Below are 21,941 nucleotides of genomic sequence, written 5' to 3' on the forward strand. Positions count from 1 at the left end.
CATTTAGGCCGGCGCGACGCCGGTCGAGGCGCGCACGATCAATTCCGCCTTCCATAGTTCCTGGGCCGGAAACGTCTCCGTGTTCTTGATTTCGCCGATCAGCCGCTCGGCGATCCGCATGCCGGCAGCCCGCAGCGAGGAGCGGGTCGTCGTCAGCGGCACGGTGAAGTTTTCCGGCTTGAGCAAGGTCAGCACGTCGTCGTGGGCGATCATGGAGATGTCTTCGCCAAGCCTGAGCTTTGCCTGATTGATGGCGCGAACGGCGCCGAGCGCCAGCACCGTACTCGAGCAGAGCACGGCCGTCGGACGCTTGTCCTTCTCCATCTGTAGAATGCGTTCCATGACGAGCAGACCCTGTTCGTCCGTCATCGGCGTGTGGCTGGTGCAGGCCTCGTCGAGCGCCAGGCCGCGTTCCGCAAGGGCCGCATCCACGCCGTTCTTCCGGCGAATGGCGAAATCGAGGTAGATCGGGCCGTTCAGAAGAGCGAAACGCCGATGTCCGAGCTGCAGCAGCAGCTTCGTGGCATCGTAAAAAGCGGCCTCGTTATCGAGATCGAGGAAGGGATAGTCCGGCTCGGAGCCGATCGAGCGCCCGTGAACGAGGAAAGGCATGGACAGTGTCTTCAGCATTTCCAGGCGTGGGTCGTGACCGCGCATGTAGTTGACGAACAGCGCATCGACATTGCCGCTGGCGGCTAGCCGCCGCAGGGCGCCGACCTCATCGTTCGGATCCGCAGGCGTCAGTACGAAATGGAAATCGTGCCGCAAGGCTTCCTCGCCGAGGCCGGTCAGGAACTCCGAGAAGTGCACATCCGAGGAATTGCCGGGTGAGGTCGGCATGACGAGCCCGATCGAACCGGCCTTGCCGGTCGCAAGTCTTTGGGCTGCCTTGTTCGGTCGATAGCCGGTTTCCCGAACCGCTTTGAGAACGCGCTCGCGAGTCTCGCGATTGACTTCCGGATATCCGTTCAAAGCCCGGCTGACTGTCGTCTGCGACAGCCCGAGCATTTGCGATAGCTGTTTCAGATTCACGGTATTTCGGCTCCTCCAACTGCATGCCGCTACAATGCCGAGACAACCTCCCGAAAAGCCTCAGGCCTCCAAAGCGCTTTCAATTATGTAACAGCAGAAGTGCGGGAGACAAGATAATTAGTGAAAAATCGACATGCATTCTATGCTGCAGCGCGAGAATTGCTGTGTATATCGGCCGGAATCTGAAAATCGCTTGACTTTGTCCTGCTCTCAATGGATGAGAGAGATAGCCAAAGCGCTTTGAGGAATGGGGCGCGCAGCACAAAACAGTGCCTGGGCTCATGGGTTTCGTTATTTGGGAGGACAATCACATGAAAAAAATGTTTTTGATGACCGTCGCTGCCGCCGCTTTGGTGGCCGGTACGGCGATGGCTGCCGATCTGAAGTTCCAGCCCGGCCAGGACTCCAAGTTCAACTGGAAGAGCTATGACGACTTCAAGGCGGCTCATGCCGACCTGAAGGGCGAGACGCTGACCATCTTCGGCCCCTGGCGCGGCGAGGACGAGGCTCTCTTCACCAGCGTCCTCAATTATTTCACCGAAGCGACCGGCGTGAATGCCAAATATTCGTCCTCGGAAAACTACGAGCAGCAGATCGTCATCGACACGCAGGCGGGCTCGCCGCCGAATGTCGCCATCCTGCCGCAGCCGGGCCTGTTCGCCAATCTTGCAAGCAAGGGCTATCTGACGCCGCTCGGTGATGATCTCGCTTCCTGGGTCAAGACCAATTACGGCGCCGGCGACAGCTGGGTCGGTTACGGCACCTACAAGGGCAAGGACGGCAAGGACGCCTTCTATGCCTTCCCCTACAAGGCCGACCTGAAATCGCTGGTCTGGTACGTGCCTGAGAACTTCGAGGAAGCCGGCTACAAGGTCCCGACCACCATGGAGGACCTGATCAAGCTTTCGGATCAGATCGTCAAGGATGGCGGCACCCCCTGGTGCATCGGCCTCGGTTCGGGCGGCGCGACCGGCTGGCCGGCAACCGACTGGGTCGAAGATCTGATGCTGCGCCTGAACACGCCGCAGGATTATGATCATTGGGTCGATAACTCGCTGAAGTTCAATGATCCGAAGGTCGTCGCTGCCATCGAGGAATTCGGCAAGTTCTCCAAGAACCCGAAATATGTTGCCGGCGGCGTTGCGGCCGTTGCCTCGACCGACTTCCGCGACAGCCCGAAGGGCCTCTTCACGGTTCCGCCGAAGTGCTACATGCATAAGCAGGCATCCTTCATCCCGTCCTTCTTCCCGGAGGGCACCAAGCTCGGCCAGGATGCGGACTTCTTCTACTTCCCGCCTTTCGCCGCGCATCCTGAGCTCGGCAAGCCGGTCGAAGGCGCAGGCACGCTTGCTGCCATCACCAAGGATTCGAAGGCTGCTCGCGCCTTCATCCAGTTCCTGCAGACGCCGATCGCCCAGGAAGTCTGGATGGCGCAGTCCGGTTTCCTGACGCCGTACAAGTCCGTCAACACGGCTGCCTACGCCAATGACACGCTGCGCAAGGAGGGCGAGATCCTGACCACGGCGACCACGTTCCGCTTCGACGGTTCCGACCTGATGCCAGGAAAAATTGGCGCGGGTTCGTTCTGGACCGGCATGGTGGACTTCGTCGGCGGCAAGTCGGCACAGGATGTTGCCGACGAGATCCAGAAGTCCTGGGATGCCATCAAGTAAGACATCATAATCCTATCGCCGCCGGCAGATCGCCGGCGGCGTCATACAGCATGTGACGGCCCGCCCTCATGCGCGGCCGATGTCGTACGGGTGGACACAAAGCAGGTCAATTCGGGGAGGGAACGGATGTTTTCGCAGATCGTATCGGCGATTGGTGCCATGATATTCGGCGTTGCCATTTGTGCCGCTTATTTCTGGTTCTCCAACAAGTTTCTGGACGTGATTTTCCCGGCGCGGGAGGGTGATGACGTCCATCAGGCGGCCGTCAATCTTCGCCGCCGCGGCCTCATCCGCCCCTGGCTGTTCCTGGGGCCGGCCTTGTTCCTGCTCGTCGTCTATCTCGTCTATCCCGTCGTCGCGACCTTCATTCTATCCTTCTACGGGCCGGACGGCAGCAAATTTGTCGGTGGCGCCAACTATCTCTGGGCGCTCAACGACACCGAATTCCGCCAGTCGATCTTCAACAACATTCTCTGGCTTGCCGTGGTGCCAGCCGCCTGCACCTTCTTCGGCCTCGTCATCGCCGTCATGACCGACCGCATCTGGTGGGGCAATATCGCCAAGGCCGTCATCTTCATGCCGATGGCGATCTCCTTTGTCGGCGCCTCCGTCATCTGGAAGTTCATCTACGAATATCGCGGCGGCACCGACGCGCAGATCGGCCTACTGAATGCGGTCGTCCAGCTCTTCGGTGGCACGCCGGAAGTCTGGATCACCATTCCCTTCTGGAACAACTTCTTCCTGATGGTCATGCTGATCTGGATCCAGACCGGCTTTGCCATGGTCATACTGTCGGCGGCACTGCGCGGCATTCCGGAAGAAACCATCGAAGCTGCCGTCATCGATGGCGCCAATGGCTGGCAGATCTTCTGGAAGATCATGGTGCCGCAGGTCTGGGGCACGATCGCCACAGTCTGGACCACGATCACGATCCTCGTGCTCAAGGTGTTCGACATCGTTCTCACAATGACCAATGGTCAATGGAACACGATGGTGCTCGCCAATCTGATGTTCAATTGGATGTTCCGCGGCGGCGGCGACAGTGGCCGAAGCGCCGTCATCGCGCTCGTTATCATGGTCGCGGTCACGCCGATCATGATCTGGAACATCCGCCGTGCAAACGCAGAAACGAAGGGGCGCTGACATGATTGGAAATCTCGGCCGCATCGGCCCCGCCCGCATCTTCGTTCACGCCGCGGTATTGCTCATCGTCCTGCTCTGGCTGCTGCCGACGCTTGGCATCTTCGTCACGGCACTGCGCGATAAGGACCAGATCGTCGCTTCCGGCTGGTGGACAGCCTTTGCCGGTTCGTCGCGCACCACGGCAGCCCGCCTCGACGGTCCGGATAAGGCCAAGCCTGACGGCGCAAATTTCGTGATATCAGGCACGCTCGCTGTCGAAGGCGGCGGCTCGATCCAGTCCTTCGGTCTGCGCGTGCAGGAGCCGGCAGCCTACAAGGCTGGCGCTCCCGCCGCGCTGGAGAATGGCGAGACGTTGACGGTCAATTCCGACGGAAGCTATCGCTATCAGAAGAACGGCCCGTTCGAAGCCGATGCCCGTGCCAAGCGCGTCTATCTCACGGTCGCCACGCCGCCGCAATTCACCTTCGACAATTATCGCAGCGTTCTCGGCGGTGAGGGCATCGGCCAGTCCTTCATCAACTCGCTGACGGTGACGATCCCCGCGACCGTCATCCCGATCCTGATCGCCGCCTTCGCCGCCTATGCGCTTGCCTGGATGGAGTTTCCCGGCCGCGCGATCCTGATCGCGCTGGTCGTCGGCTTGATCGTCGTGCCGCTGCAGATGTCGCTGATCCCGCTCCTGCGCATTTATAACGAGATCGGCCAGATATTCGGCGTGCCGTCGAAGACCTATCCGGGCATCTGGCTGGCGCACACGGCCTTCGGCCTGCCGCTCGCCATCTATCTCCTGCGCAACTATATTGCCGGTCTGCCCAAGGAGATCATCGAATCCGCCCGTGTCGACGGCGCCAGCGATTTCGACATCTTCGTCAAGATCATCCTGCCGCTGTCATTCCCGGCACTGGCTTCCTTCGCGATCTTCCAGTTCCTCTGGGTCTGGAACGACCTCCTGATCGCGATGGTCTTCCTCGGCACCGACAAGGATCACCTCGTGCTCACGGCAGCCCTCAACGCGCTGCTCGGCTCGCGCGGCGGCAACTGGGAAATCCTGACGGCCTCGGCCTTCGTCACCATCCTTATCCCACTCCTCGTCTTCTTCGGTCTGCAGCGCTATCTCGTGCGCGGTCTGCTCGCCGGGTCGGTGAAGGGGGGCTGATTCAAAAACACGCACTTACTACAGGACCCACTCAGCATGAGCATTGCTCCTCAATCGGCTACGGAAGTTGACAAGGACTGGTGGCGCGGCGCCGTGATCTATCAGATCTACCCGCGCTCCTATCAGGACTCCAACGGCGACGGCATCGGCGATCTCAAGGGCATCGCCGTCCGCCTGCCGCATATCGCGTCGCTTGGCGTCGATGCGATCTGGATTTCGCCGTTCTTCACCTCGCCGATGCGCGATTTCGGCTACGACGTCTCCAATTACGAGGACGTCGATCCGATTTTCGGTTCGCTGGCCGATTTCGATGCCATGATGACGGAAGCCCATCGTCTCGGCATCAAGGTGATGATCGACCTGGTGCTATCGCACAGCTCCGACCGGCACCCCTGGTTCGTCGAAAGCCGTTCGAGCAAGAATAATCCTAAGGCGGATTGGTACGTCTGGGCCGATGCCAAGCCGGACGGCACGCCGCCCAACAACTGGCTGTCGATCTTTGGCGGCTCGGCCTGGGCATGGGATCCGACCCGCATGCAATATTACCTGCACAACTTCCTGACCTCGCAGCCGGATATGAACCTGCATAATCCGGAAGTGCAGGACCGGCTGCTTGACGTCGTGCGCTTCTGGCTCGATCGCGGCGTGGATGGCTTCCGCCTCGACACCATCAACTTCTATTTCCATGACAAGGAACTGCGCGACAACCCGGCGCTGGATCCCTCGCGCCGTAACGCCTCCACCGCACCGGCGGTCAATCCCTATAACTTCCAGGAACACCTCTACGACAAGAACCGTCCGGAGAACCTGGCGTTTCTGAAGCGTTTCCGCGCCGTGCTCGACGAATATCCGGCGATCGCCGCCGTCGGCGAAGTCGGTGACAGCCAGCGCGGCCTCGAAATCGTCGGCGAATACACGTCCGGCGGCGACAAGATGCACATGTGCTACGCCTTTGAATTCCTGGCGCCGGATGCCCTGTCGCCGGAGCGTGTCGAAGAGGTGATGAATGACTTCGACATGGCAGCTCCGGAAGGCTGGGCCTGCTGGGCCTTCTCCAACCACGACGTCGTGCGCCATGTCAGCCGCTGGGGCAATCTGGTGGCCGACCGCGATGCCTTCGCCAAGCTCTATGCGGCGCTGCTTTTGACCCTGCGTGGCTCGGTCTGCCTCTATCAGGGCGAGGAACTGGCGCTGACGGAAGCGGATCTCGCCTATCAGGACCTGCAGGATCCCTATGGCATTCAGTTCTGGCCGGAGTTCAAGGGCCGCGATGGCTGCCGTACGCCGATGGTTTGGGATAGCCAGGTTACGCAAGGCGGCTTCTCGACGGTGAAGCCGTGGCTGCCGGTGCCGGTCGAACACATTCTGCGCGCGGTTAGCGTCCAGCAGGGCGATGAAAATTCGGTGCTGGAGCAGTACCGCCGCTTCCTCGCCTTCCGTAAGCAGCATCCGGCCTTCGCCAAGGGCGAGATCGCCTTTTCGGAACCGCAGGGCGACGTGCTGATCTACACCCGCACTTATGCCGGCGAGACTGTGCTCTGCGTCTTCAACATGAGCCCGGTCGAAACGCTGGCGATCCTGCCTGATGGCAATTGGCAGGCGTTGACGGGACACGGCTTTACCAGCAACAACTACGGCAACAAGATCGATATTCCGGCCTGGGGCGCTTACTTCGCGCGTCTTGCCTGACCTTTGGGAGGAGGGAGCATAATGACGGGACTTGTTCTGAAGGATATCAAGAAATCCTACGGCAGCGTGCATGTGCTGCACGGCATCGATCTGGAGATCAACGAAGGCGAATTCATCGTCTTCGTCGGTCCCTCCGGATGCGGTAAGTCCACCTTGCTCAGGATGATTGCCGGGTTGGAAAGCATCACCGCGGGCGATATGATGATCGCCGGGCAGAAGGTGAACGAAGTACCGCCGTCGCGACGCGGCATCGCCATGGTCTTCCAGTCCTATGCGCTCTATCCGCACATGACGGTCTACGACAACATGGCCTTCGGCATGCGCATTGCCGGCGAAAGCAAGCAAGAGATCGACCGTCGCGTCCGTGCAGCGGCGGCCAGCCTGCAGCTCACGCAATATCTGGAGCGTCTGCCGAAGGCACTTTCGGGTGGTCAGCGCCAGCGCGTCGCCATCGGCCGCGCCATCTGCCGCAATCCGAAGGTCTTCCTGTTCGACGAGCCGCTGTCGAACCTCGACGCCGCACTGCGTGTCGCGACCCGCATCGAGATCGCCAAGCTCAGCCAGTCGATGCCCGAGACGACGATGATCTACGTCACCCACGACCAGGTGGAGGCCATGACACTGGCCGACCGTATCGTCGTGCTGTCGGCCGGCCGCGTCGAGCAGGTCGGCGCTCCTCTTGAACTTTACGAGCGCCCGGCCAATCTGTTCGTCGCGAAGTTCATCGGCTCGCCGGCCATGAACATCATCCCGGCCACGGTAACCGAGACGGGCGCTACGACCACCGTGACGTTGACGGGCGGCAAGGCCGTGACGCTCGACGTTCCGACGGCGGCTTCCGAGAAGGGCAAGACGGCGAGCTTCGGTGTGCGCCCGGAAGACCTGCGTATCGCGACCGGTGACGACTATCTCTTCGAAGGCGAGGTTTCCATCGTCGAGGCGCTCGGCGAAGTGACCCAGCTCTATCTCGAAGGCCTCGTCGATGGCGAGCCGATTATCGTCAAGATCCCCGGCATTGCCGATATTCATCGCGGCCAGAAGATGCGCTTTACGGCCGACCGGCAGAAGCTGCATCTGTTCGATGCCAGCGGCCATTCCTATCGCAAGTAGTGGCTTACAGGGCGTCGCCGGCTCAAGCAAAGGTGAACAACAAAATTCATCTTGGGCCGGCGCGTTCAAACCTTCTGTTAAAGACCCGCTGCTAGTCTCACCATCATAATATACCCCAGGGGTTTACTAAGATGGCCGCGTTCGGCAGAGCTAATTCAGGTCAGCATTTCCTCAACAAAGAAGAATCCTTCATGTATGACCGCGAAGTGCGGTTCCGCATGGAAGATACGATGAACGCGGCGCGGCTCGAATACACCGAAAAAGGTGTGATGAACCTTGCGTCCCGCCGTTGCGATATTATTCGCATCTCGCAGAGCAGTGCGGTTCTCGCGATCCTTACCCAGTATAATCTGCCGAAGCAGTTCTATCTGGACATACCGGACGCGCGCATCACCAAGGTCGGCTGCGTGTTGATGAAGGTCTTTTCCAACAACACGGTGGAAGTCCGCTTCCTGCGTCTCCTCACGGAGAAGGAAATGAACAAGATCTTCGTCTACAGCACGCATCCGGCCCATAAGAACCGCGTTCTCGACATCAGGGCCTGATCGACGGGCGCAGGAACAGATTAAAGCGATCCATGGGCTGACGGATCAGATTTCCGTCCGCCATTTTTTGAGTGCATCCTCAAGATACTTGATCAGCGACAACCTGCCATTTTCTTGCAGCCATTTGTCGACCGACAGGCGCAGCGGGCTGACCGCAATCATCGAAACCAGCCGCAGACCATCGCGATCCTTCGTCGGAAACAATTCGCACAGGGCTTCATAGGCGATTTGTTCGAGCTGCAGCGAGTTACCCCGTGAGCGGGCGCGCAGGGCATCGCTTTGACGTAAAAGCCTGGCCGTCTCAAGAAGCCGGGGTGCTTCCGCCTCGATGCGGGCCACCAGCCCCAGCGTTGCCTGATGGACGACCTCGAGCGGTCTCCCGGCTGAGGCATTCTCCATGATGCTGGTCCGCAGCGCGTCCATATATCGGCGCTGATGCGCCAGAAGAATGTCATCCTTGCTTTTGAAGTAATAAAAGAAGGTCCGGCGGGAAATGCCGGCCGCTGCCGCAATCTCCTCGATCGTCGTTTCCTGATAGCCTTTCGCCAGAAAGGATTTCATTCCGACGTCCGCTATGCGTTGAAAGGTCAGGCGGCGCTTTTGTTCGCGCAGGCCTTCCGGCTTTGAAGTTGCATTGTGCATTCGGCCATTTTGTCACGAGTCGCAACGCCACTCAAATCATCAGCCGCCCTCCGGCTCCTTCCTCCAAGGCTCAATTCCAGGTGAAAGAATTCATTCGCTTTGCCCAACGATTGCCGCAAAGTAGCCAACATTAATTTTTACACCAAGTGCGATATTTAATGTTAGTGCCAAATGTTCATATCGGATGCGAGGAGCGCAAACATCAATGCCAGCCAATGCAATCTCAAATCATGATGGAATTAGGACCCATGGTCCCTCTGCCGCCGACAACCGTCTCAGGCTCGATATTTGGTCAGTGGTTCTTCTGTCGAGCATGCTGGCGGGCTGCGCCGCCGCGCCGCTGGATCGAGCGGGGTCCCTACGATCCTATGACGGCCTTACCCAATCGAATGGGCTGGTCGCCCGTTCGCTTCTTCGGGTCAGCAAGGACGATGTTCTTGCGGCGAAAACCGTGAAGATCATTCCCACAGCCTTCTCGATGCGAGCCGAGAGTGCTGCTTTTACCCCTGAGCAACGCAACCTTGTGACCAACGCCGTGGATAGAACGCTTTGTTCGGGATTGAGCCAGCGTTTTGTCGTCGTTGGCCTATCGCAGCCGGCGGATCTGACCGTTCGTGCCGTCGTGACGCAAGTCAAGGCAACGAATGCGACCGCTGTCGGCGTCTCGAAAGTCGCATCCGTCGGCAAGAGCGTATTGCTGCCGGGTGTACCCGTGCCCATCCCCCGCATTCCGATCGGCATGGGCAGCCTGTCCCTTGAGGCGGAGGCGCTCGATCCTCAAGGCGTGCAGAAGGCCGTCATGATCTGGGGACGTGGCGCGAATGCATTCCTTGATTCGGGCACCGTTGCCAAGGAAGGCGATGCTTATAGCCTTGCCGCCAAGTTTGGCGGCGACTTCAGCAAGTTGCTGGTCAAGGGCAAGACGCCTTTCGGGGCGACGCCTTCCTTCCCATCCAGAGCGAGTGTCGCGGCTCTCGTCGGTCGTGCGCCAAAATATGAGGCCTGCAAAGCGTTCGGCAAGTCGCCGGGTGTGGTGGGCTTCGTAGGGGAACGTCTTGGCCTTCCGCCGAAATGGACGGACAAGGCTCCGGCGAATGCGGAAACGACGGCATCGAAGGCTCCTTGATCAGCCTTCGACGCCGCCTTGACGAATTCCGGCGCTGTAGCCTTAGTGGCGGAACAGGACGCTCGCGCCCTGGTCCGCCGGCCCGGCGGCGTGGCGGAAGGGGGCAAAGAGCTCGCGGCCCATGCCGAATTCGTTTTCGGAGAGATCCGCAGTGACCGGCTCGCGTTCTGCCATGTCAGCGGCATCAACCAGCACTTCCAGCGTACCGGCGTTCGCGTCGATGCGGATGATGTCGCCTTCGCGAATGCGGGCGATCGGGCCGCCGTCGACGGCTTCCGGCGTCACATGAATGGCCGCGGGCACCTTGCCCGAGGCGCCGGACATGCGTCCGTCGGTCAAGAGCGCCACGCGGAAGCCGCGATCCTGCAGCACGCCGAGCGCCGGCGTCAGCTTGTGCAACTCCGGCATGCCGTTGGCCTTCGGTCCCTGGAAGCGAACGACGGCGACGAAATCGCGGTTCAGCTTGCCGTCCTTGAAGGCCTGCTGCATTTCCAGTTGGTCGTGGAAGATCACGGCCGGCGCCTCGATGATGTGACGCTCCGCTTTGACCGCGGAAATCTTGATGACCGCCTTGCCGATATTGCCGCGCAGCATCTTCAGGCCGCCATTGCTCTGGAAAGGCGCGTCGATGCTTGCCAGCACCTTCGGGTCGTGGCTCTTCTCCGGTGCAGGCTCACGCGCAACATTGCCGTCGGCGCCGAGCTTGACGTCGATGGAATAGTTGCCGAGGCCGTGGCCGTAGACGGTGCGGACATCCTCGTGCAGCAGGCCTTTTTTCAGGAGCTCCTTGATGAGGAAGCCCATGCCGCCGGCGGCATGGAAGTGGTTAACATCGGCAAGCCCGTTCGGATAGACGCGGGCAAGCAGCGGGATGATGTCGGAAAGCTCGGAAATATCCTGCCAGGTGAGCACGATGCCGGCCGCACGTGCCATGGCGACGATGTGCATCGTGTGGTTGGTCGAGCCGCCGGTCGCATGCAGGCCGACAACACCGTTGACGATCGAGCGCTCGTCGATCATTTCGCCCGCGGGCGTGAACTCGTTGCCCATGGCGGTAATCGCAAGCGCACGCTTGGTCGCTTCACGAGTCAGGGCTTCGCGCAGCGGCGTGCCTGGGTTGACGAAGGAGGCGCCGGGCATATGGAAGCCCATGATCTCCATCAGCATCTGGTTGGAATTGGCCGTGCCGTAGAAAGTGCAGGTGCCGGGGCCATGATAGGACTTCGATTCCGCCTCGAGAAGTTCGGCGCGGCCGACCTTGCCTTCGGCATAGAGCTGCCGCACCCGCGACTTCTCGTCATTCGGCAGGCCAGAGGTCATCGGCCCGGCCGGAATGAAGACGGCAGGCAGGTGGCCGAAGGAGAGGGCGGCGATGACGAGGCCCGGTACGATCTTGTCGCAGACGCCGAGAAAGACGGCTGCATCGAACATGTTGTGCGACAGGCCGACGGCTGCCGACATGGCGATCAGGTCCCGCGAGAAGAGCGAAAGCTCCATGCCCGGCTGCCCCTGCGTGACGCCGTCGCACATGGCGGGCACGCCGCCGGCGACCTGGGCGATGCCGCCGGCTTGAGCCGCTGCCTCACGAATGATCGCGGGATAGGTCTCGAAGGGCTGATGCGCCGAGAGCATGTCATTGTAGGAGGTGATGATTCCGAGATTGGGCACGCGGTCGCCCGCCAGTGCGTCCTTCTCGGAGGGGGAACAGACTGCGAAGCCATGTGCGAGGTTGGCGCAGCCGAGCACGGAGCGCTGCGCGCCCTTCGTTGCAGCGTTGCGCAGGCGATCCAGATAGCGTTCGCGTGTCGGCTTCGAGCGCTCGACGATGCGTGCGGTAATCTTGGAAATGCGGGCGTCAGCGGCCATGGTCGATCTGCCTCCGTCTGTTTTGCGCAAAGCCCGAAAATCTGTTTCGATAGAGGGCGTGGCGCAGGGTCCAAAAGTCAATGCTTTGCCGCTGCGCCCGCAAGGGCACATGGCGCAGCATAGGTTGCTGTGTCATTCAGGGTTCGATGACGTGGCCCGGCGGCCGTGTCACGGAGCCCAATAAATTTCGACCGGGGAAGCCGCCCGGCGCAGCATGGCGCGGATCGGCATCTCGGTTTCCTCGCCCGCCGCTTCGGCTTTGGCGAGAACCTCTTTCTTGCCCTCTCCCTCGATATGGAGCACCAGCAATCGGGCATCCTGAAGGCTGGAGAAGGTGAATGTCAGCCGCGGCTCACCGGCACCTTCCGCTTCCATCGTGATGATGCCGCGCGGGGTGTTCGCATCGAGTGCGGTCTTGAGATTGCTACCGCCCGGAAAGAACGATGCCGTGTGGCCGTCATTGCCCATGCCGAGGATGGCGACATCGAAGGGATGGCCGACCGCCTTGGTTTCTTCCGTGGCGATAACTGCTGCCTCCTCGACGGTGGCAGCAGCCTGATAGAGCGGAAGGAAGTTGGCGGCAGCCGCCTTGTCCTTCAGCAGGTTTTCCTGGACGAGCAGGTGGTTCGAGCGCGGATTGTCAGCCGGCACGAACCGTTCGTCGACGAGAGTGATCGTTACCTTGCCCCAGTCGATCGAACGCGATGACAGCGCCTGGAAGAAGGCCTTCGGCGTCGAGCCGCCGGAGACCGCGATGCTTGCGGAGCCGCGTGCGGCAACGGCAGCCGAAAGGGTTTCGGCCACCTTGTCCGCGAGCTTGCCGGCGAGTTCGGCACCATTGGCAAAAGCATGCATGTTCGCTGTCATCGTCATCGTCCCAGATTAGATATCGTCATGCCAGGTGCGGCCGTCACGCTCGATAAGCGCGATGGCCTGGCTCGGACCCCAGGTACCGGCCGTGTAGCCCTGCACCTGCTGTCCGGTTGCTTCCCAACCCTTGAGGATCGGGTCGACCCATTCCCACGCCGCTTCCACTTCGTCGCGGCGCATGAACAACGTCTGGTTGGAGCGGATGACGTCCATCAGCAGGCGTTCATAGGCATCCGGATTGCGGACGTTGAAGGCCGAGGCGAAGCTCATGTCGAGCGAAACGTTGCGCAGGCGCATGCCGCCCGGACCCGGGTCCTTGATCATCAGCGACTGCTTGACGCCTTCGTCCGGCTGCAGGCGGATGATGAGCTGGTTGGCCACGATGCGGCCGGCGGCCTGATCGAAGATATTGTGCGGGATCGGCTTGAAGGTGATGACGATCTCCGACACGCGGCCGGCAAGACGCTTGCCGGTGCGGATGTAGAAGGGAACGCCGGCCCAGCGCCAGTTACCGATTTCGGCCTTGATCGCGACGAAGGTTTCGGTGTTGGAAACGCCGCCTTCCAGCTCGTCGAGGTAGCCCTTGACCGGGCCACCTGCCGAAGCGCCGGCGCGGTACTGGCCGCGAACGGTCGCCTGCTCGACATTGGAAGCGTCGATCGGCTTCAATGCGCGCAGCACCTTGAGCTTTTCGTCGCGAACGGCTTCGGAATCCATTGAGGACGGGATTTCCATCGCGGTCAGGCAAAGCAGCTGCAGGATGTGGTTCTGCACCATGTCGCGCAGGGCGCCGGCGGTGTCGTAGTAGCCGGCGCGGCCTTCGAGGCCGACCGATTCCGCAACCGTGATCTGCACATGGTCGATGTGGTTGGCGTTCCACAGCGGCTCGTAGAGGGCGTTGGCAAAGCGCAGCGCCATCAGGTTCTGCACGGTTTCCTTGCCGAGATAGTGGTCGATGCGGAAGATCTGCTCTTCCTTGAAGACCTTGCCGATCGTGTCGTTGAGCTGCAGAGCCGAAGCGAGGTCGCGGCCGATCGGCTTTTCGACGACGATGCGGGTCTGCTTGGTGATGAGCTTGTGATCGTGGATCTTCTGCGAGATGTCGCCGAAGATGCCGGGAGCAACTGCGAGATAGAAGGCGCGCACGCGCTCCTTGCCTTCGTCCAGAAGCTTCTTCAGCTGATCCCAGCCGGCGTCGCTGCGCGCATCGACCGGCACATAGAACAGGCGAGCCAGGAACTTCTTGACCTCGGCGTCGTCATATTCGCCCTTCTTCAGGTGTTCCTTGAGGGCGGCGTCGGCAAACTTGCGGTATTCTTCGTTGGAAAGCGCGCTACGCGAAGCGCCGATAATGCGGGTCGGCTCGGAAAACTGGCCTTCGACCTGGCGGTGATAAAGGGCGGGCAGGAGCTTGCGCTCCGCAAGGTCGCCACTGCCGCCGAAAACGACATAGTCAAATGGTTCAACGGGAATGATTTGGCTGCTCATGAGCTATCTCTCAATCGGTCTTGGTTGAGGCCCCTTTTAATCTAATCGATTTAAAAAGGCCAGTGTGCATCGCAAAATTCAGGTCGGCTTTTTAGAGCGGATCGCCGGCGGAAGAAATCATCTTCCGGTTTTCAAAACCTGTCGCGCAACGCAAACCACGAGAGCGCCAGGAACAGCAGAGGCGCCCGCATGCGCGCGCCGCCAGGGAAGGGCGGAATGTTCAGCTCCCTGAAGAGATGAAGCTCATCCGCATTCCCGAGAACCGTTTTCGCATAGAGTTTACCGCAATAATTTGACAGCATCACCCCGTGGCCGGAATAGCCGCCGATCGAGGTGACGCCCGGCATGACTTCGCGCACGAAGGGCTGACGCGGCATGGTGATGCCGACCGAGCCGCCCCAGGCATAGTCGATCTTGATGTCGCCGAGAGCAGGATAGATTTCGGTGATCTGCCGGCGAATGTGCTGCGTTATGTCGCGCGGATTGTCCGATGTATAGGCCTCGCGCCCGCCGAACAGCAGCCGCCCATCCCTAGATTTGCGGAAATAGCGCACCACGAACCGCGAATCGGCGACGGCCTCGTTGCCGGGCAACACCGTCGGAAAGCCGTCGAGCGGTTCCGTGGCGCCGATGAAAGAGCGGATCGGCATGACATGGCTTGCCGTCACCGGCTCCAGATTGCCGATATAGCCGTTGCAGGCGATCAGCACCCGATCGGCGGTGATCTCGCCGCCCTCCGTCTTGATGATTGTCTTGCCGCCAGCCTGTCGGAAACCCTTCGCCTTGGTCATTTCGAAGAGAGACGCACCGGCCTCGGCTGCAACGCGGGCGAGGCCGATGAGCAGTTTCAGCGGATGGATATGGCCCGTGCCCGTATCCCTGACGCCATAGAGATAGAATTGCGAACCCAGTCGCTCCTGGGTTTCGGCCCGATCCATGAATGCCATATGCGGATAGCCATACCGGGTCGCTGCGATCTCGGCGCTGTCCATATAGTCGCGCTTGTAGCTCTGCTTGTGCGTGACATTCATCTGGCCGGGCAGGAAATCGATGTCGATGCCGTGTTCGGAGGAGAAATCCAGCAGATGACGCTTCGCATCTTCTGCCAGATCGAAGAGGGCCTTCGAGCGTTCGTAACCGATCTTCTCTTCGAGTTCCTCGGGCCACCAGCGCTGGCCGGTGCCGAGCTGCCCGCCATTGCGGCCGGAGGCGCCGTCGCCGAAGCGGTTGGCGTCGATCAAAACGACATCGGCGCCACCCTTGGCGAGGTTATAGGCGGCCTGAAGGCCGGTATAGCCGCCGCCGACGATCGCAACGTCAGCCCGGCGCGAGCCGTCGAGCTTCGGATAGCTCGGCCGAGAGCCGACGGTCGCCTGATAGAAGGAAAGGCCCGGAGCGATCGGGCTCTGCCAAGTTTGCCGCAATGTCATGGGTGATCTCCCTCACACGTTGAGCAGAAGGAATTCCCGCTCCCACGGGCTGATCACCTGCATGAAGGTCTCGAATTCACCACGCTTCACGCCGGCATAGATATCGATGAAGTCCTTGCCCAGAACTTCTTCGAAGGCCGGCTCGTCTTCCATCAGCGCGATGGCTTCAAGCAGGCCACGCGGCAGATCGATGGAGCCTTCGTTGGCTGAATCCTCGGTCGGCGCCGTCGGCTCCACCTGCTTCATGATGCCGAGAAGGCCGGAGGCGAGCGAGGCGGCGAGCGCCAGATAGGGATTGGCGTCCGAGCTTGGCAGTCGGTTCTCGACACGGCGCGCCTGCGGATCCGAAACCGGGACGCGGAAGGCTGTGGTGCGGTTGTCATAGCCCCAGGCATTGTTGACGGGGCAGGACATGTTCGGCGCCAGACGGCGATAGGAATTCACATAGGGCGCCATCATGGCGAGTGCGTTCGGCACGTAGCGCTGCATGCCGCCGATGAAGTGGAAGAACTCCTGCGACGGAGTGCCGTCCGGATTGGTGAAGACGTTCTTGCCGGTCTCGATGCTGACAACCGACTGATGGATGTGCATCGCCGATCCGGCCTGGCTCTGCATTGGCTTGGCCATGAAGGTGGCGTAGATGCCGTGCTTCAGCGCTGCCTCGCGGATCGTGCGCTTGAACATGAACACCTGATCCGCAAGCTCGATCGGATCGCCGTGACGCAGGTTGATTTCGAGCTGGGCCGGTCCTTCCTCATGGATCAGCGTATCGATCTCAAGGCCCTGCTTCTCGGAAAAGTGATAGATATCGTCGATCAGTTCGTCGAACTCGTTGATCCCGGCGATCGAATAGCCCTGACCGCCAAGGATGGAGCGGCCCGAGCGGCCCTTCGGCGGATGCAGCGGATAATCCGGATCGTCATTCTTGGCGACCAGATAGAATTCGATTTCCGGCGCCACCACCGGCTTCCAGCCGCGATCGCGATAGAGCCCCATGATGCGCTTCAAAACGTTGCGCGGCGTATAGGAGACTTCCTGGCCCTCGGAATTGACGATGTCGCAGATCACCTGCGCCGTCGGATCGGTTTCCCAGGGTACGACCGAAAGGGTCGACAGATCTGGCACGAGCTTGAGGTCGCTGTCGCGCGGCTCATAACGGAAGCTTTCGGTCTCTTCCGGATATTCGCCGGAAATCGTGTGGCGATAGATTGCCGAGGGCAGCGCCAGCGAGGTGTTGGAGGTGAATTTCGAGGTCGGCATCATCTTGCCACGCGGTACGCCCGCAAGGTCCGGCGTGATGCATTCTATGTCCTCGATCCCGCGTGCCCGCAGCCATTGCGCCGCTTCCTTCCAGTTTGCCACGCCGCGTGCCGATCTTAGACCAGGAGGTACTGTTGGTGCTTTCGAGACGGGTATGGAAGCTTTCAGCGGGGTCTTTCTCGCGGGCATAAAACACCGTATTTGGGTTGATCGGTGAGTGCATCATAACTGCAGTTTGCCAATTGGCGAGGGGGAAAACCGCTCGGACTTTCGCCGTATGATGGAAAAATGACGAGAGAGCGCGGCGAAGAATAAAGGGCTGAAGCGTGACCGGCAGATATGATGTGATCGTTCTTGGCGCAGGCGCTGCCGGCATGATGTGCGCCATCCGCGCCGGCCAGCGCGGACGGTCCGTTCTCGTGCTCGATCATGCCGCGGCACCCGGCGAGAAGATCCGTATTTCGGGCGGCGGCCGCTGCAATTTCACCAATATCCACGCCGGCCCGAAGAACTTCCTCTCCACCAATCCGCATTTCGCCAAATCGGCGCTCGCCCGCTTTACCCCTCAGGATTTCATCGCCATGGTCGGGCGCCATGGCATCGCCTGGCATGAGAAGACGCTTGGCCAGCTCTTCTGCGATGATAGCGCCAAGGATATCATCCGCATGCTGACCGACGAGATGCGCGCGGCCGGTGCGCAACTGCGACTGCGAACGGAGATCAGCGGCATTGAGCAGAGGGCGGGCGGCTACCGCGTCAGTACATCTGAAGGCGCCTTCGAAGCATCTTCGCTGGTCGTCGCCACGGGTGGCAAGTCGATCCCCAAGATGGGGGCGACAGGCTTTGCCTATCGCATCGCCGAGCAATTCGGCTTGCCTGTCGTCGAAACGCGGCCAGGCCTCGTACCCCTCACGCTCGATCCTCAGTTGCTCCAGCGCCTGTCGCCGCTCTCGGGCATCGCTGCCCCCGCCGAGATCCGCCACGGCAAGACGGCATTCCGCGAGGCCCTGCTCTTCACCCATCGCGGCCTCAGCGGCCCCGCCATTCTGCAGATTTCCTCCTATTGGCGGGAAGGCGAGGACATCACCGTCGTGATCGAGCCCGATATCGACATTTTCGCACTTCTGAAGAAAGCCAAGCAGGTCAATGGCCGGCAATCGGCGCAGACGGCGCTTGCGGAAATCCTGCCGAAGCGGCTGGCGCAGCATGTCGTCGAGAGCGAAGGCATCTCCGGCAACATGGCCGATCTATCCGACAAGCGCCTGCAGCAGCTCGCGGCCACCATCCAGGCCTGGTCCGTCAAGCCATCGGGCTCGGAAGGCTATCGTACCGCCGAGGTGACGCTCGGTGGTATCGACACGGCTTGCCTCGATTCGAAGACGATGCAGGCAAAGAGCATTCCCGGCCTGTTCTTCATCGGCGAATGCGTCGACGTGACCGGCTGGCTCGGCGGCTATAATTTCCAGTGGGCGTGGGCCTCCGGACATGTGGCGGGCGAAGCCGCTTGAACTGCCGTTTCAAGGCCTTGCCGTCGCCTTGAGAAAATGGAACACGCCTCTGTTTCTCGCGTTTTCCTTTCCTACATTATTAGTGAATACATTGGCAGTTGCCGAACACACCATTTGCCGGTTATCGTGTCAGTGCGAAAATGGGAATATACTCATGAACAGAACACAGCGTCGCGCTCGCGCCATTGCAATCGCTCAGACCCGTGACAACGCCAAACTCCTGGCGGCAAGACTGTTGATGTTGGCGACCGGCGTTACAGCCGCTTGCATCGCCTACCTTACCGTGCGCGGCTTCTGACGTCAGCCGTCGCATTGCTCTTGGCCGTCGTCGAGCGGCGGCCTTGGCTCGCGCACAGAGATAGACCCCGCACTCCGCTTTTCAGCGTTTGATTGTATGCCGCGGGTCACACTACATCCTTATCTGAAAATTAATTAATCACGCCGACAATCCCTGTCGATTTCTTGGGGCGCTCTACTACAAGCTGGAGCCGAAGCAATGATTGCTTCCTGACTTATACTCGGGAACCCCGCCTGCTGATATTTCAAGAATGATGATTATACATCCGGTCAGCGCCGAGGCGGCGTCGACGGGGGAGCGGTGTGTGAGAGGTCTGGGCCAAAATGTTCATTGACAAGATATTGTCGCGTTTCAACATCAAGACGAAAGTTCTGATATTCGTCCTGCCGTTCGTCATTAGCATTTCCGCCGTGGGCCTCACCGGGCTTTATGCGTCGGGCCTGCTTCAGGGCCGCATGGAGATTTCCAACAGCGTCCTGCAGTCCTTGACCGGGTTCAAGAACCTTTATGGTTCCATGGATGACTTCCTGCGCATCACGAATACACAGCAGCGCGACAAGCTCTATGAGGACATCAAGTCGCAGCAGGGCGTGCTGAATGCGACTCTCGGTCAGCTCGGCGCGGATGCGGACGGTCGCGACAATCTGACTGACGCGATAGCAAAGACCGCCGACATGTCCAATCTCGTCGGCAGGCTGTGGTCGCTGCACGAACAGGAACTCTCGCTGCGCAAGACCATCGACGACGCTCAGCGCGCCTTGATCAGTGCGCGCTTCAACGTCAATTTCAACAGCCAGCAGCTGGAAGACCGGATGCGCCAGGACCAGGCGGACGCGACCTCCACGCTCCGTTCCGCCGACCGCCTGCTGAAGGGCGGCGATATGCTGGCCTCCGTTGCCGAAGACTTCAACAAGGGCGCGACACCGGCCGACAAGGTCAAGCTCCTGAAGGACCGGCTGCCGGACCTGAACAAGGCACAGCGCTCCATCGATCTGGCACTGCCGCAGAACCAGAAGAGCGTCGTCCAGTCGCTCGTGGGTACCATCAAGGATCTTGCTGCCTTCACCGAAAGTACGGATGTCCCGACCGACGATACGATTACCAATATCAGCCGGCTGCTGTCGCGCTTCCGCCAGACCTCGACCTATACGCAGCTGACGGCGACGCAGATGATGCGCCAGGCGACCACGACCTTCGTGTCCCTCGATGCCCGCGTCGCGCAGACCAATTCGGTCCTGCAGGACACGCGCCGCCTTGAAGACTCGATCTATTCGCTGCAGCTCGTGCTCGCCGACTTCAACGCCAATACGAACAAGGACAATCTCGTCCGCCTGCGCCAGGAAGTCTCCAAGCTCGGCGGCGATATCGATACGCTGAACCAGAGCGCCAAGAGCATGGATTTTGCCGGCGACATCGACACGGCCATTCGTCCGGCAATCAAATCCATGGATGAGGCCGGCGGTAAGCTGGTCGATACCATCAACCAGCGGATCGGCGAATATGCCAGCGCCCGCCAGCAGCTCGATCAGGTTTGGGGCCAGCTGACCGCCTTCGCCGAGACGCAGAAGCAGAGTGCCGGCAGCGAGCGCAACCAGGCAAATTCCATATCCATCCTGGCAACCGCGCTCGGCATCATCCTCTCCGTTGCCGGCGGCATCGCGCTTGTCCTGACCCTCCAGCGTCCGATCGGCCAGATCACCGCCGCCATGCGCCGCATTGCCGATGGCATGCTGGAGACCTCGATCTCCGGCGAGCAGCGCCGCGACGAAATCGGCGACATGGCCCGCGCGCTTGGCATCTTCAAGGAAAACGCCATTTCGAAGATCCGCATCGAGGAGCAGAGCGACGAGGAGCGTGCCGCCGCAGAGCACGAACGTCAGCGCAACGATACCGAAAAGCGCGAGCTCGACCGTCAGATCGACTATGCCGTCAGCGAGCTTGCCGCCGGTCTCGAGCGCCTTGCCCAGGGCGATATTTCGGCGACGATCGAGACGCCTTTCATCGGCCGCCTCGAGCAGCTCCGTCAGGATTTCAACAGTTCGTTGTCGCGCCTGCAGCAAACGTTGAGCCAGGTCCGCAGCAATGTCGAGATGATCCAGAGCAACGGCGCTCAGATGGCGGCTTCCGCCGAGGATCTGTCGAAGCGCACCGAGCAGCAGGCTGCCTCTCTCGAACAGACTGCCGCGGCCGTCGACGAGATCACGGTCACCGTTCGTTCGTCCGCCGAACGCGCCAAGGATGCGGATGCGATCGTGCGCGAAGCCAAGCGTAGCGCCGACGACAGTTCCGTCGTTGTCGGCAACGCCATCGACGCGATGACGCGCATCGAAGATGCATCCCGCAAGATCGAGCAGATCATCGGCGTCATCGACGAGATCGCTTTCCAGACCAACCTTCTGGCGCTCAATGCCGGTATCGAAGCCGCTCGCGCCGGCGACGCTGGCAAAGGCTTTGCCGTCGTCGCCATGGAGGTGCGCGAGCTTGCACAGCGTTCGGCCGCTGCCGCCAAGGAGATCAAGGGGCTCATCAACAAGTCGACCGAGGAGGTCAATTCCGGTTCGCAGTTCGTGCAGGAGGCCGGTTCGGTGCTCGCACAGATCAGCAGCCAGATCGTGACGATCAGCCAACATGTGGAAATGATCGCCCGCGCCAGCCACGATCAGGCCAGCGCGCTGCAGGAGGTCAACTCCTCGGTCAATCACATGGACCAGATGACACAGCAGAATGCCGGCATGGTAGAGGAAACCACGGCAGCCAGCCGCGAACTCTCAACCGAGGCGGATGCCCTGCTGCATCTTATCCTGCAGTTCAAGATCGAGGCCGGCTACAGCGCGAATTACATGCGCGAACAGGCGGCCTGACCGCAGCTGTTGTTGCTATCGCAGGCGGATCGGCCCATTTCCGGCCAGTCCGCCTTTCTCATTGCCTGGTAGCGGCTGCGCATCGCGGCGAATGTCCGCCCGAACCAGAGGAAGAAGGGCAGGGGATCCCGCGCATTGTCGAGGTAAAACAGATCCTCGCTACGGCGCCATTGTTCTTCGCGCGCCAGGTTCCGTATTTCTATGGCTTTCGCCAGAGCCATGCTCTCCATCATGAGATGTCTCC

At 60.6% G+C, this 21,941-nt stretch carries 18 protein-coding genes; 10 read left to right on the top strand and 8 right to left on the bottom strand.

Annotated elements, in window-relative coordinates; all coding sequences use genetic code 11:
- Positions 1–3: 3 nt before the first annotated feature.
- Positions 4–1,032 carry a substrate-binding domain-containing protein gene (locus GA0061103_RS07650; RefSeq protein ID WP_092709180.1) on the bottom strand — a complete coding sequence of 343 codons (1,029 nt, stop codon included), beginning with the start codon at positions 1,030–1,032 and terminating at the stop codon, positions 4–6.
- A gap of 311 nt (positions 1,033–1,343) precedes the next feature.
- Here GA0061103_RS07650 and GA0061103_RS07655 point away from each other — a divergent pair, with 311 nt between their 5' ends.
- The 6 genes from GA0061103_RS07655 to GA0061103_RS07680 all read left to right on the top strand — a co-directional run bounded on the left by GA0061103_RS07655 (position 1,344) and on the right by GA0061103_RS07680 (position 8,348).
- Entirely contained in the window at positions 1,344–2,705 is a 1,362-nt protein-coding gene (locus GA0061103_RS07655) for an ABC transporter substrate-binding protein (protein ID WP_092711149.1), read from the top strand.
- Between the two features lie 126 nt (positions 2,706–2,831).
- The gene (locus tag GA0061103_RS07660) at positions 2,832–3,848 is read left to right on the top strand and encodes a carbohydrate ABC transporter permease (protein WP_092709183.1); all 1,017 of its coding nucleotides are present in this window, start codon (positions 2,832–2,834) and stop codon (positions 3,846–3,848) included.
- A gap of 1 nt (position 3,849) precedes the next feature.
- Complete coding sequence (locus GA0061103_RS07665) at positions 3,850–5,004, top strand: carbohydrate ABC transporter permease (RefSeq protein WP_092709186.1); 1,155 nt, start codon at positions 3,850–3,852, stop codon at positions 5,002–5,004.
- Between the two features lie 36 nt (positions 5,005–5,040).
- Positions 5,041–6,693 (top strand): beta-galactosidase BglA, encoded by a 1,653-nt coding sequence (gene bglA / locus GA0061103_RS07670; protein ID WP_092709188.1) that lies wholly within the window; start codon positions 5,041–5,043, stop codon positions 6,691–6,693.
- 21 nt (positions 6,694–6,714) lie between these two features.
- Complete coding sequence (locus tag GA0061103_RS07675; protein WP_092709190.1) at positions 6,715–7,803, top strand: ABC transporter ATP-binding protein; 1,089 nt, start codon at positions 6,715–6,717, stop codon at positions 7,801–7,803.
- 191 nt (positions 7,804–7,994) lie between these two features.
- Positions 7,995–8,348 (top strand): hypothetical protein, encoded by a 354-nt coding sequence (locus tag GA0061103_RS07680; protein ID WP_075855754.1) that lies wholly within the window; start codon positions 7,995–7,997, stop codon positions 8,346–8,348.
- Positions 8,349–8,393: 45 nt separating this feature from the next.
- Here GA0061103_RS07680 and GA0061103_RS07685 read toward each other — a convergent pair whose 3' ends face one another.
- The gene (locus tag GA0061103_RS07685; RefSeq protein ID WP_092709192.1) at positions 8,394–8,990 is read right to left on the bottom strand and encodes a TetR/AcrR family transcriptional regulator; all 597 of its coding nucleotides are present in this window, start codon (positions 8,988–8,990) and stop codon (positions 8,394–8,396) included.
- 205 nt (positions 8,991–9,195) lie between these two features.
- On the opposite strand from GA0061103_RS07685, the gene GA0061103_RS07690 reads away from it, so the two are divergent.
- Positions 9,196–10,116 (top strand): DUF3313 domain-containing protein, encoded by a 921-nt coding sequence (locus GA0061103_RS07690; protein ID WP_092709195.1) that lies wholly within the window; start codon positions 9,196–9,198, stop codon positions 10,114–10,116.
- 42 nt (positions 10,117–10,158) lie between these two features.
- On the opposite strand, the gene edd is transcribed toward GA0061103_RS07690, so the two are convergent.
- The 5 genes from edd to GA0061103_RS07715 all read right to left on the bottom strand — a co-directional run bounded on the left by edd (position 10,159) and on the right by GA0061103_RS07715 (position 17,219).
- Positions 10,159–11,982: a phosphogluconate dehydratase gene (gene edd / locus GA0061103_RS07695; RefSeq protein WP_092709198.1), complete on the bottom strand. Its 1,824-nt coding sequence runs from the start codon at positions 11,980–11,982 to the stop codon at positions 10,159–10,161.
- A gap of 168 nt (positions 11,983–12,150) precedes the next feature.
- Positions 12,151–12,849 carry a 6-phosphogluconolactonase gene (pgl, locus tag GA0061103_RS07700; RefSeq protein WP_092711151.1) on the bottom strand — a complete coding sequence of 233 codons (699 nt, stop codon included), beginning with the start codon at positions 12,847–12,849 and terminating at the stop codon, positions 12,151–12,153.
- A 15-nt stretch (positions 12,850–12,864) separates the two neighbouring features.
- A complete protein-coding gene (zwf, locus tag GA0061103_RS07705) occupies positions 12,865–14,340 on the bottom strand; it encodes a glucose-6-phosphate dehydrogenase (RefSeq protein ID WP_092709201.1) in 1,476 nt (491 codons plus the stop codon).
- Positions 14,341–14,471: 131 nt separating this feature from the next.
- Entirely contained in the window at positions 14,472–15,770 is a 1,299-nt protein-coding gene (locus tag GA0061103_RS07710; protein WP_092709204.1) for an NAD(P)/FAD-dependent oxidoreductase, read from the bottom strand.
- Positions 15,771–15,782: 12 nt separating this feature from the next.
- Entirely contained in the window at positions 15,783–17,219 is a 1,437-nt protein-coding gene (locus tag GA0061103_RS07715) for a glutamine synthetase family protein (RefSeq protein ID WP_092709206.1), read from the bottom strand.
- Positions 17,220–17,356: 137 nt separating this feature from the next.
- On the opposite strand from GA0061103_RS07715, the gene GA0061103_RS07720 reads away from it, so the two are divergent.
- The 3 genes from GA0061103_RS07720 (at position 17,357) to GA0061103_RS07725 (ending at position 21,697) form a co-directional block, all read left to right on the top strand.
- Positions 17,357–18,538, top strand: coding sequence for a BaiN/RdsA family NAD(P)/FAD-dependent oxidoreductase (locus GA0061103_RS07720; protein WP_092709209.1), 1,182 nt, complete (start codon positions 17,357–17,359; stop codon positions 18,536–18,538).
- Between the two features lie 154 nt (positions 18,539–18,692).
- Entirely contained in the window at positions 18,693–18,836 is a 144-nt protein-coding gene (locus GA0061103_RS34985) for a hypothetical protein (protein ID WP_167376544.1), read from the top strand.
- Between the two features lie 323 nt (positions 18,837–19,159).
- A complete protein-coding gene (locus GA0061103_RS07725) occupies positions 19,160–21,697 on the top strand; it encodes a methyl-accepting chemotaxis protein (protein WP_092709211.1) in 2,538 nt (845 codons plus the stop codon).
- Here the strand turns inward: GA0061103_RS07725 and GA0061103_RS07730 are convergent.
- Positions 21,673–21,930 carry a hypothetical protein gene (locus tag GA0061103_RS07730; RefSeq protein ID WP_092709214.1) on the bottom strand — a complete coding sequence of 86 codons (258 nt, stop codon included), beginning with the start codon at positions 21,928–21,930 and terminating at the stop codon, positions 21,673–21,675. The genes GA0061103_RS07725 and GA0061103_RS07730 overlap by 25 nt on opposite strands.
- Positions 21,931–21,941 lie beyond the last annotated feature (11 nt).

It is taken from the genome of Martinezella multihospitum (assembly GCF_900094585.1).
Classification (GTDB): Bacteria; Pseudomonadota; Alphaproteobacteria; order Rhizobiales; family Rhizobiaceae; genus Rhizobium; species Rhizobium multihospitium.

What these genes read in the sequence shown, in the direction of transcription:
- GA0061103_RS07655 (WP_092711149.1), top strand. Translation starts at nt 1,344, where the DNA reads ATGAAAAAAATGTTTTTGATGACCGTCGCTGCCGCCGCTTTGGTGGCC.
- GA0061103_RS07660 (WP_092709183.1), top strand. Translation starts at nt 2,832, where the DNA reads ATGTTTTCGCAGATCGTATCGGCGATTGGTGCCATGATATTCGGCGTT.
- GA0061103_RS07665 (WP_092709186.1), top strand. Translation starts at nt 3,850, where the DNA reads ATGATTGGAAATCTCGGCCGCATCGGCCCCGCCCGCATCTTCGTTCAC.
- bglA (WP_092709188.1), top strand. Translation starts at nt 5,041, where the DNA reads ATGAGCATTGCTCCTCAATCGGCTACGGAAGTTGACAAGGACTGGTGG.
- GA0061103_RS07675 (WP_092709190.1), top strand. Translation starts at nt 6,715, where the DNA reads ATGACGGGACTTGTTCTGAAGGATATCAAGAAATCCTACGGCAGCGTG.
- GA0061103_RS07680 (WP_075855754.1), top strand. Translation starts at nt 7,995, where the DNA reads ATGTATGACCGCGAAGTGCGGTTCCGCATGGAAGATACGATGAACGCG.
- GA0061103_RS07685 (WP_092709192.1), bottom strand. Translation starts at nt 8,990, where the DNA reads ATGCACAATGCAACTTCAAAGCCGGAAGGCCTGCGCGAACAAAAGCGC.
- GA0061103_RS07690 (WP_092709195.1), top strand. Translation starts at nt 9,196, where the DNA reads ATGCCAGCCAATGCAATCTCAAATCATGATGGAATTAGGACCCATGGT.
- edd (WP_092709198.1), bottom strand. Translation starts at nt 11,982, where the DNA reads ATGGCCGCTGACGCCCGCATTTCCAAGATTACCGCACGCATCGTCGAG.
- pgl (WP_092711151.1), bottom strand. Translation starts at nt 12,849, where the DNA reads ATGACAGCGAACATGCATGCTTTTGCCAATGGTGCCGAACTCGCCGGC.
- zwf (WP_092709201.1), bottom strand. Translation starts at nt 14,340, where the DNA reads ATGAGCAGCCAAATCATTCCCGTTGAACCATTTGACTATGTCGTTTTC.
- GA0061103_RS07710 (WP_092709204.1), bottom strand. Translation starts at nt 15,770, where the DNA reads ATGACATTGCGGCAAACTTGGCAGAGCCCGATCGCTCCGGGCCTTTCC.
- GA0061103_RS07715 (WP_092709206.1), bottom strand. Translation starts at nt 17,219, where the DNA reads ATGCCCGCGAGAAAGACCCCGCTGAAAGCTTCCATACCCGTCTCGAAA.
- GA0061103_RS34985 (WP_167376544.1), top strand. Translation starts at nt 18,693, where the DNA reads ATGAACAGAACACAGCGTCGCGCTCGCGCCATTGCAATCGCTCAGACC.
- GA0061103_RS07725 (WP_092709211.1), top strand. Translation starts at nt 19,160, where the DNA reads ATGTTCATTGACAAGATATTGTCGCGTTTCAACATCAAGACGAAAGTT.
- GA0061103_RS07730 (WP_092709214.1), bottom strand. Translation starts at nt 21,930, where the DNA reads ATGATGGAGAGCATGGCTCTGGCGAAAGCCATAGAAATACGGAACCTG.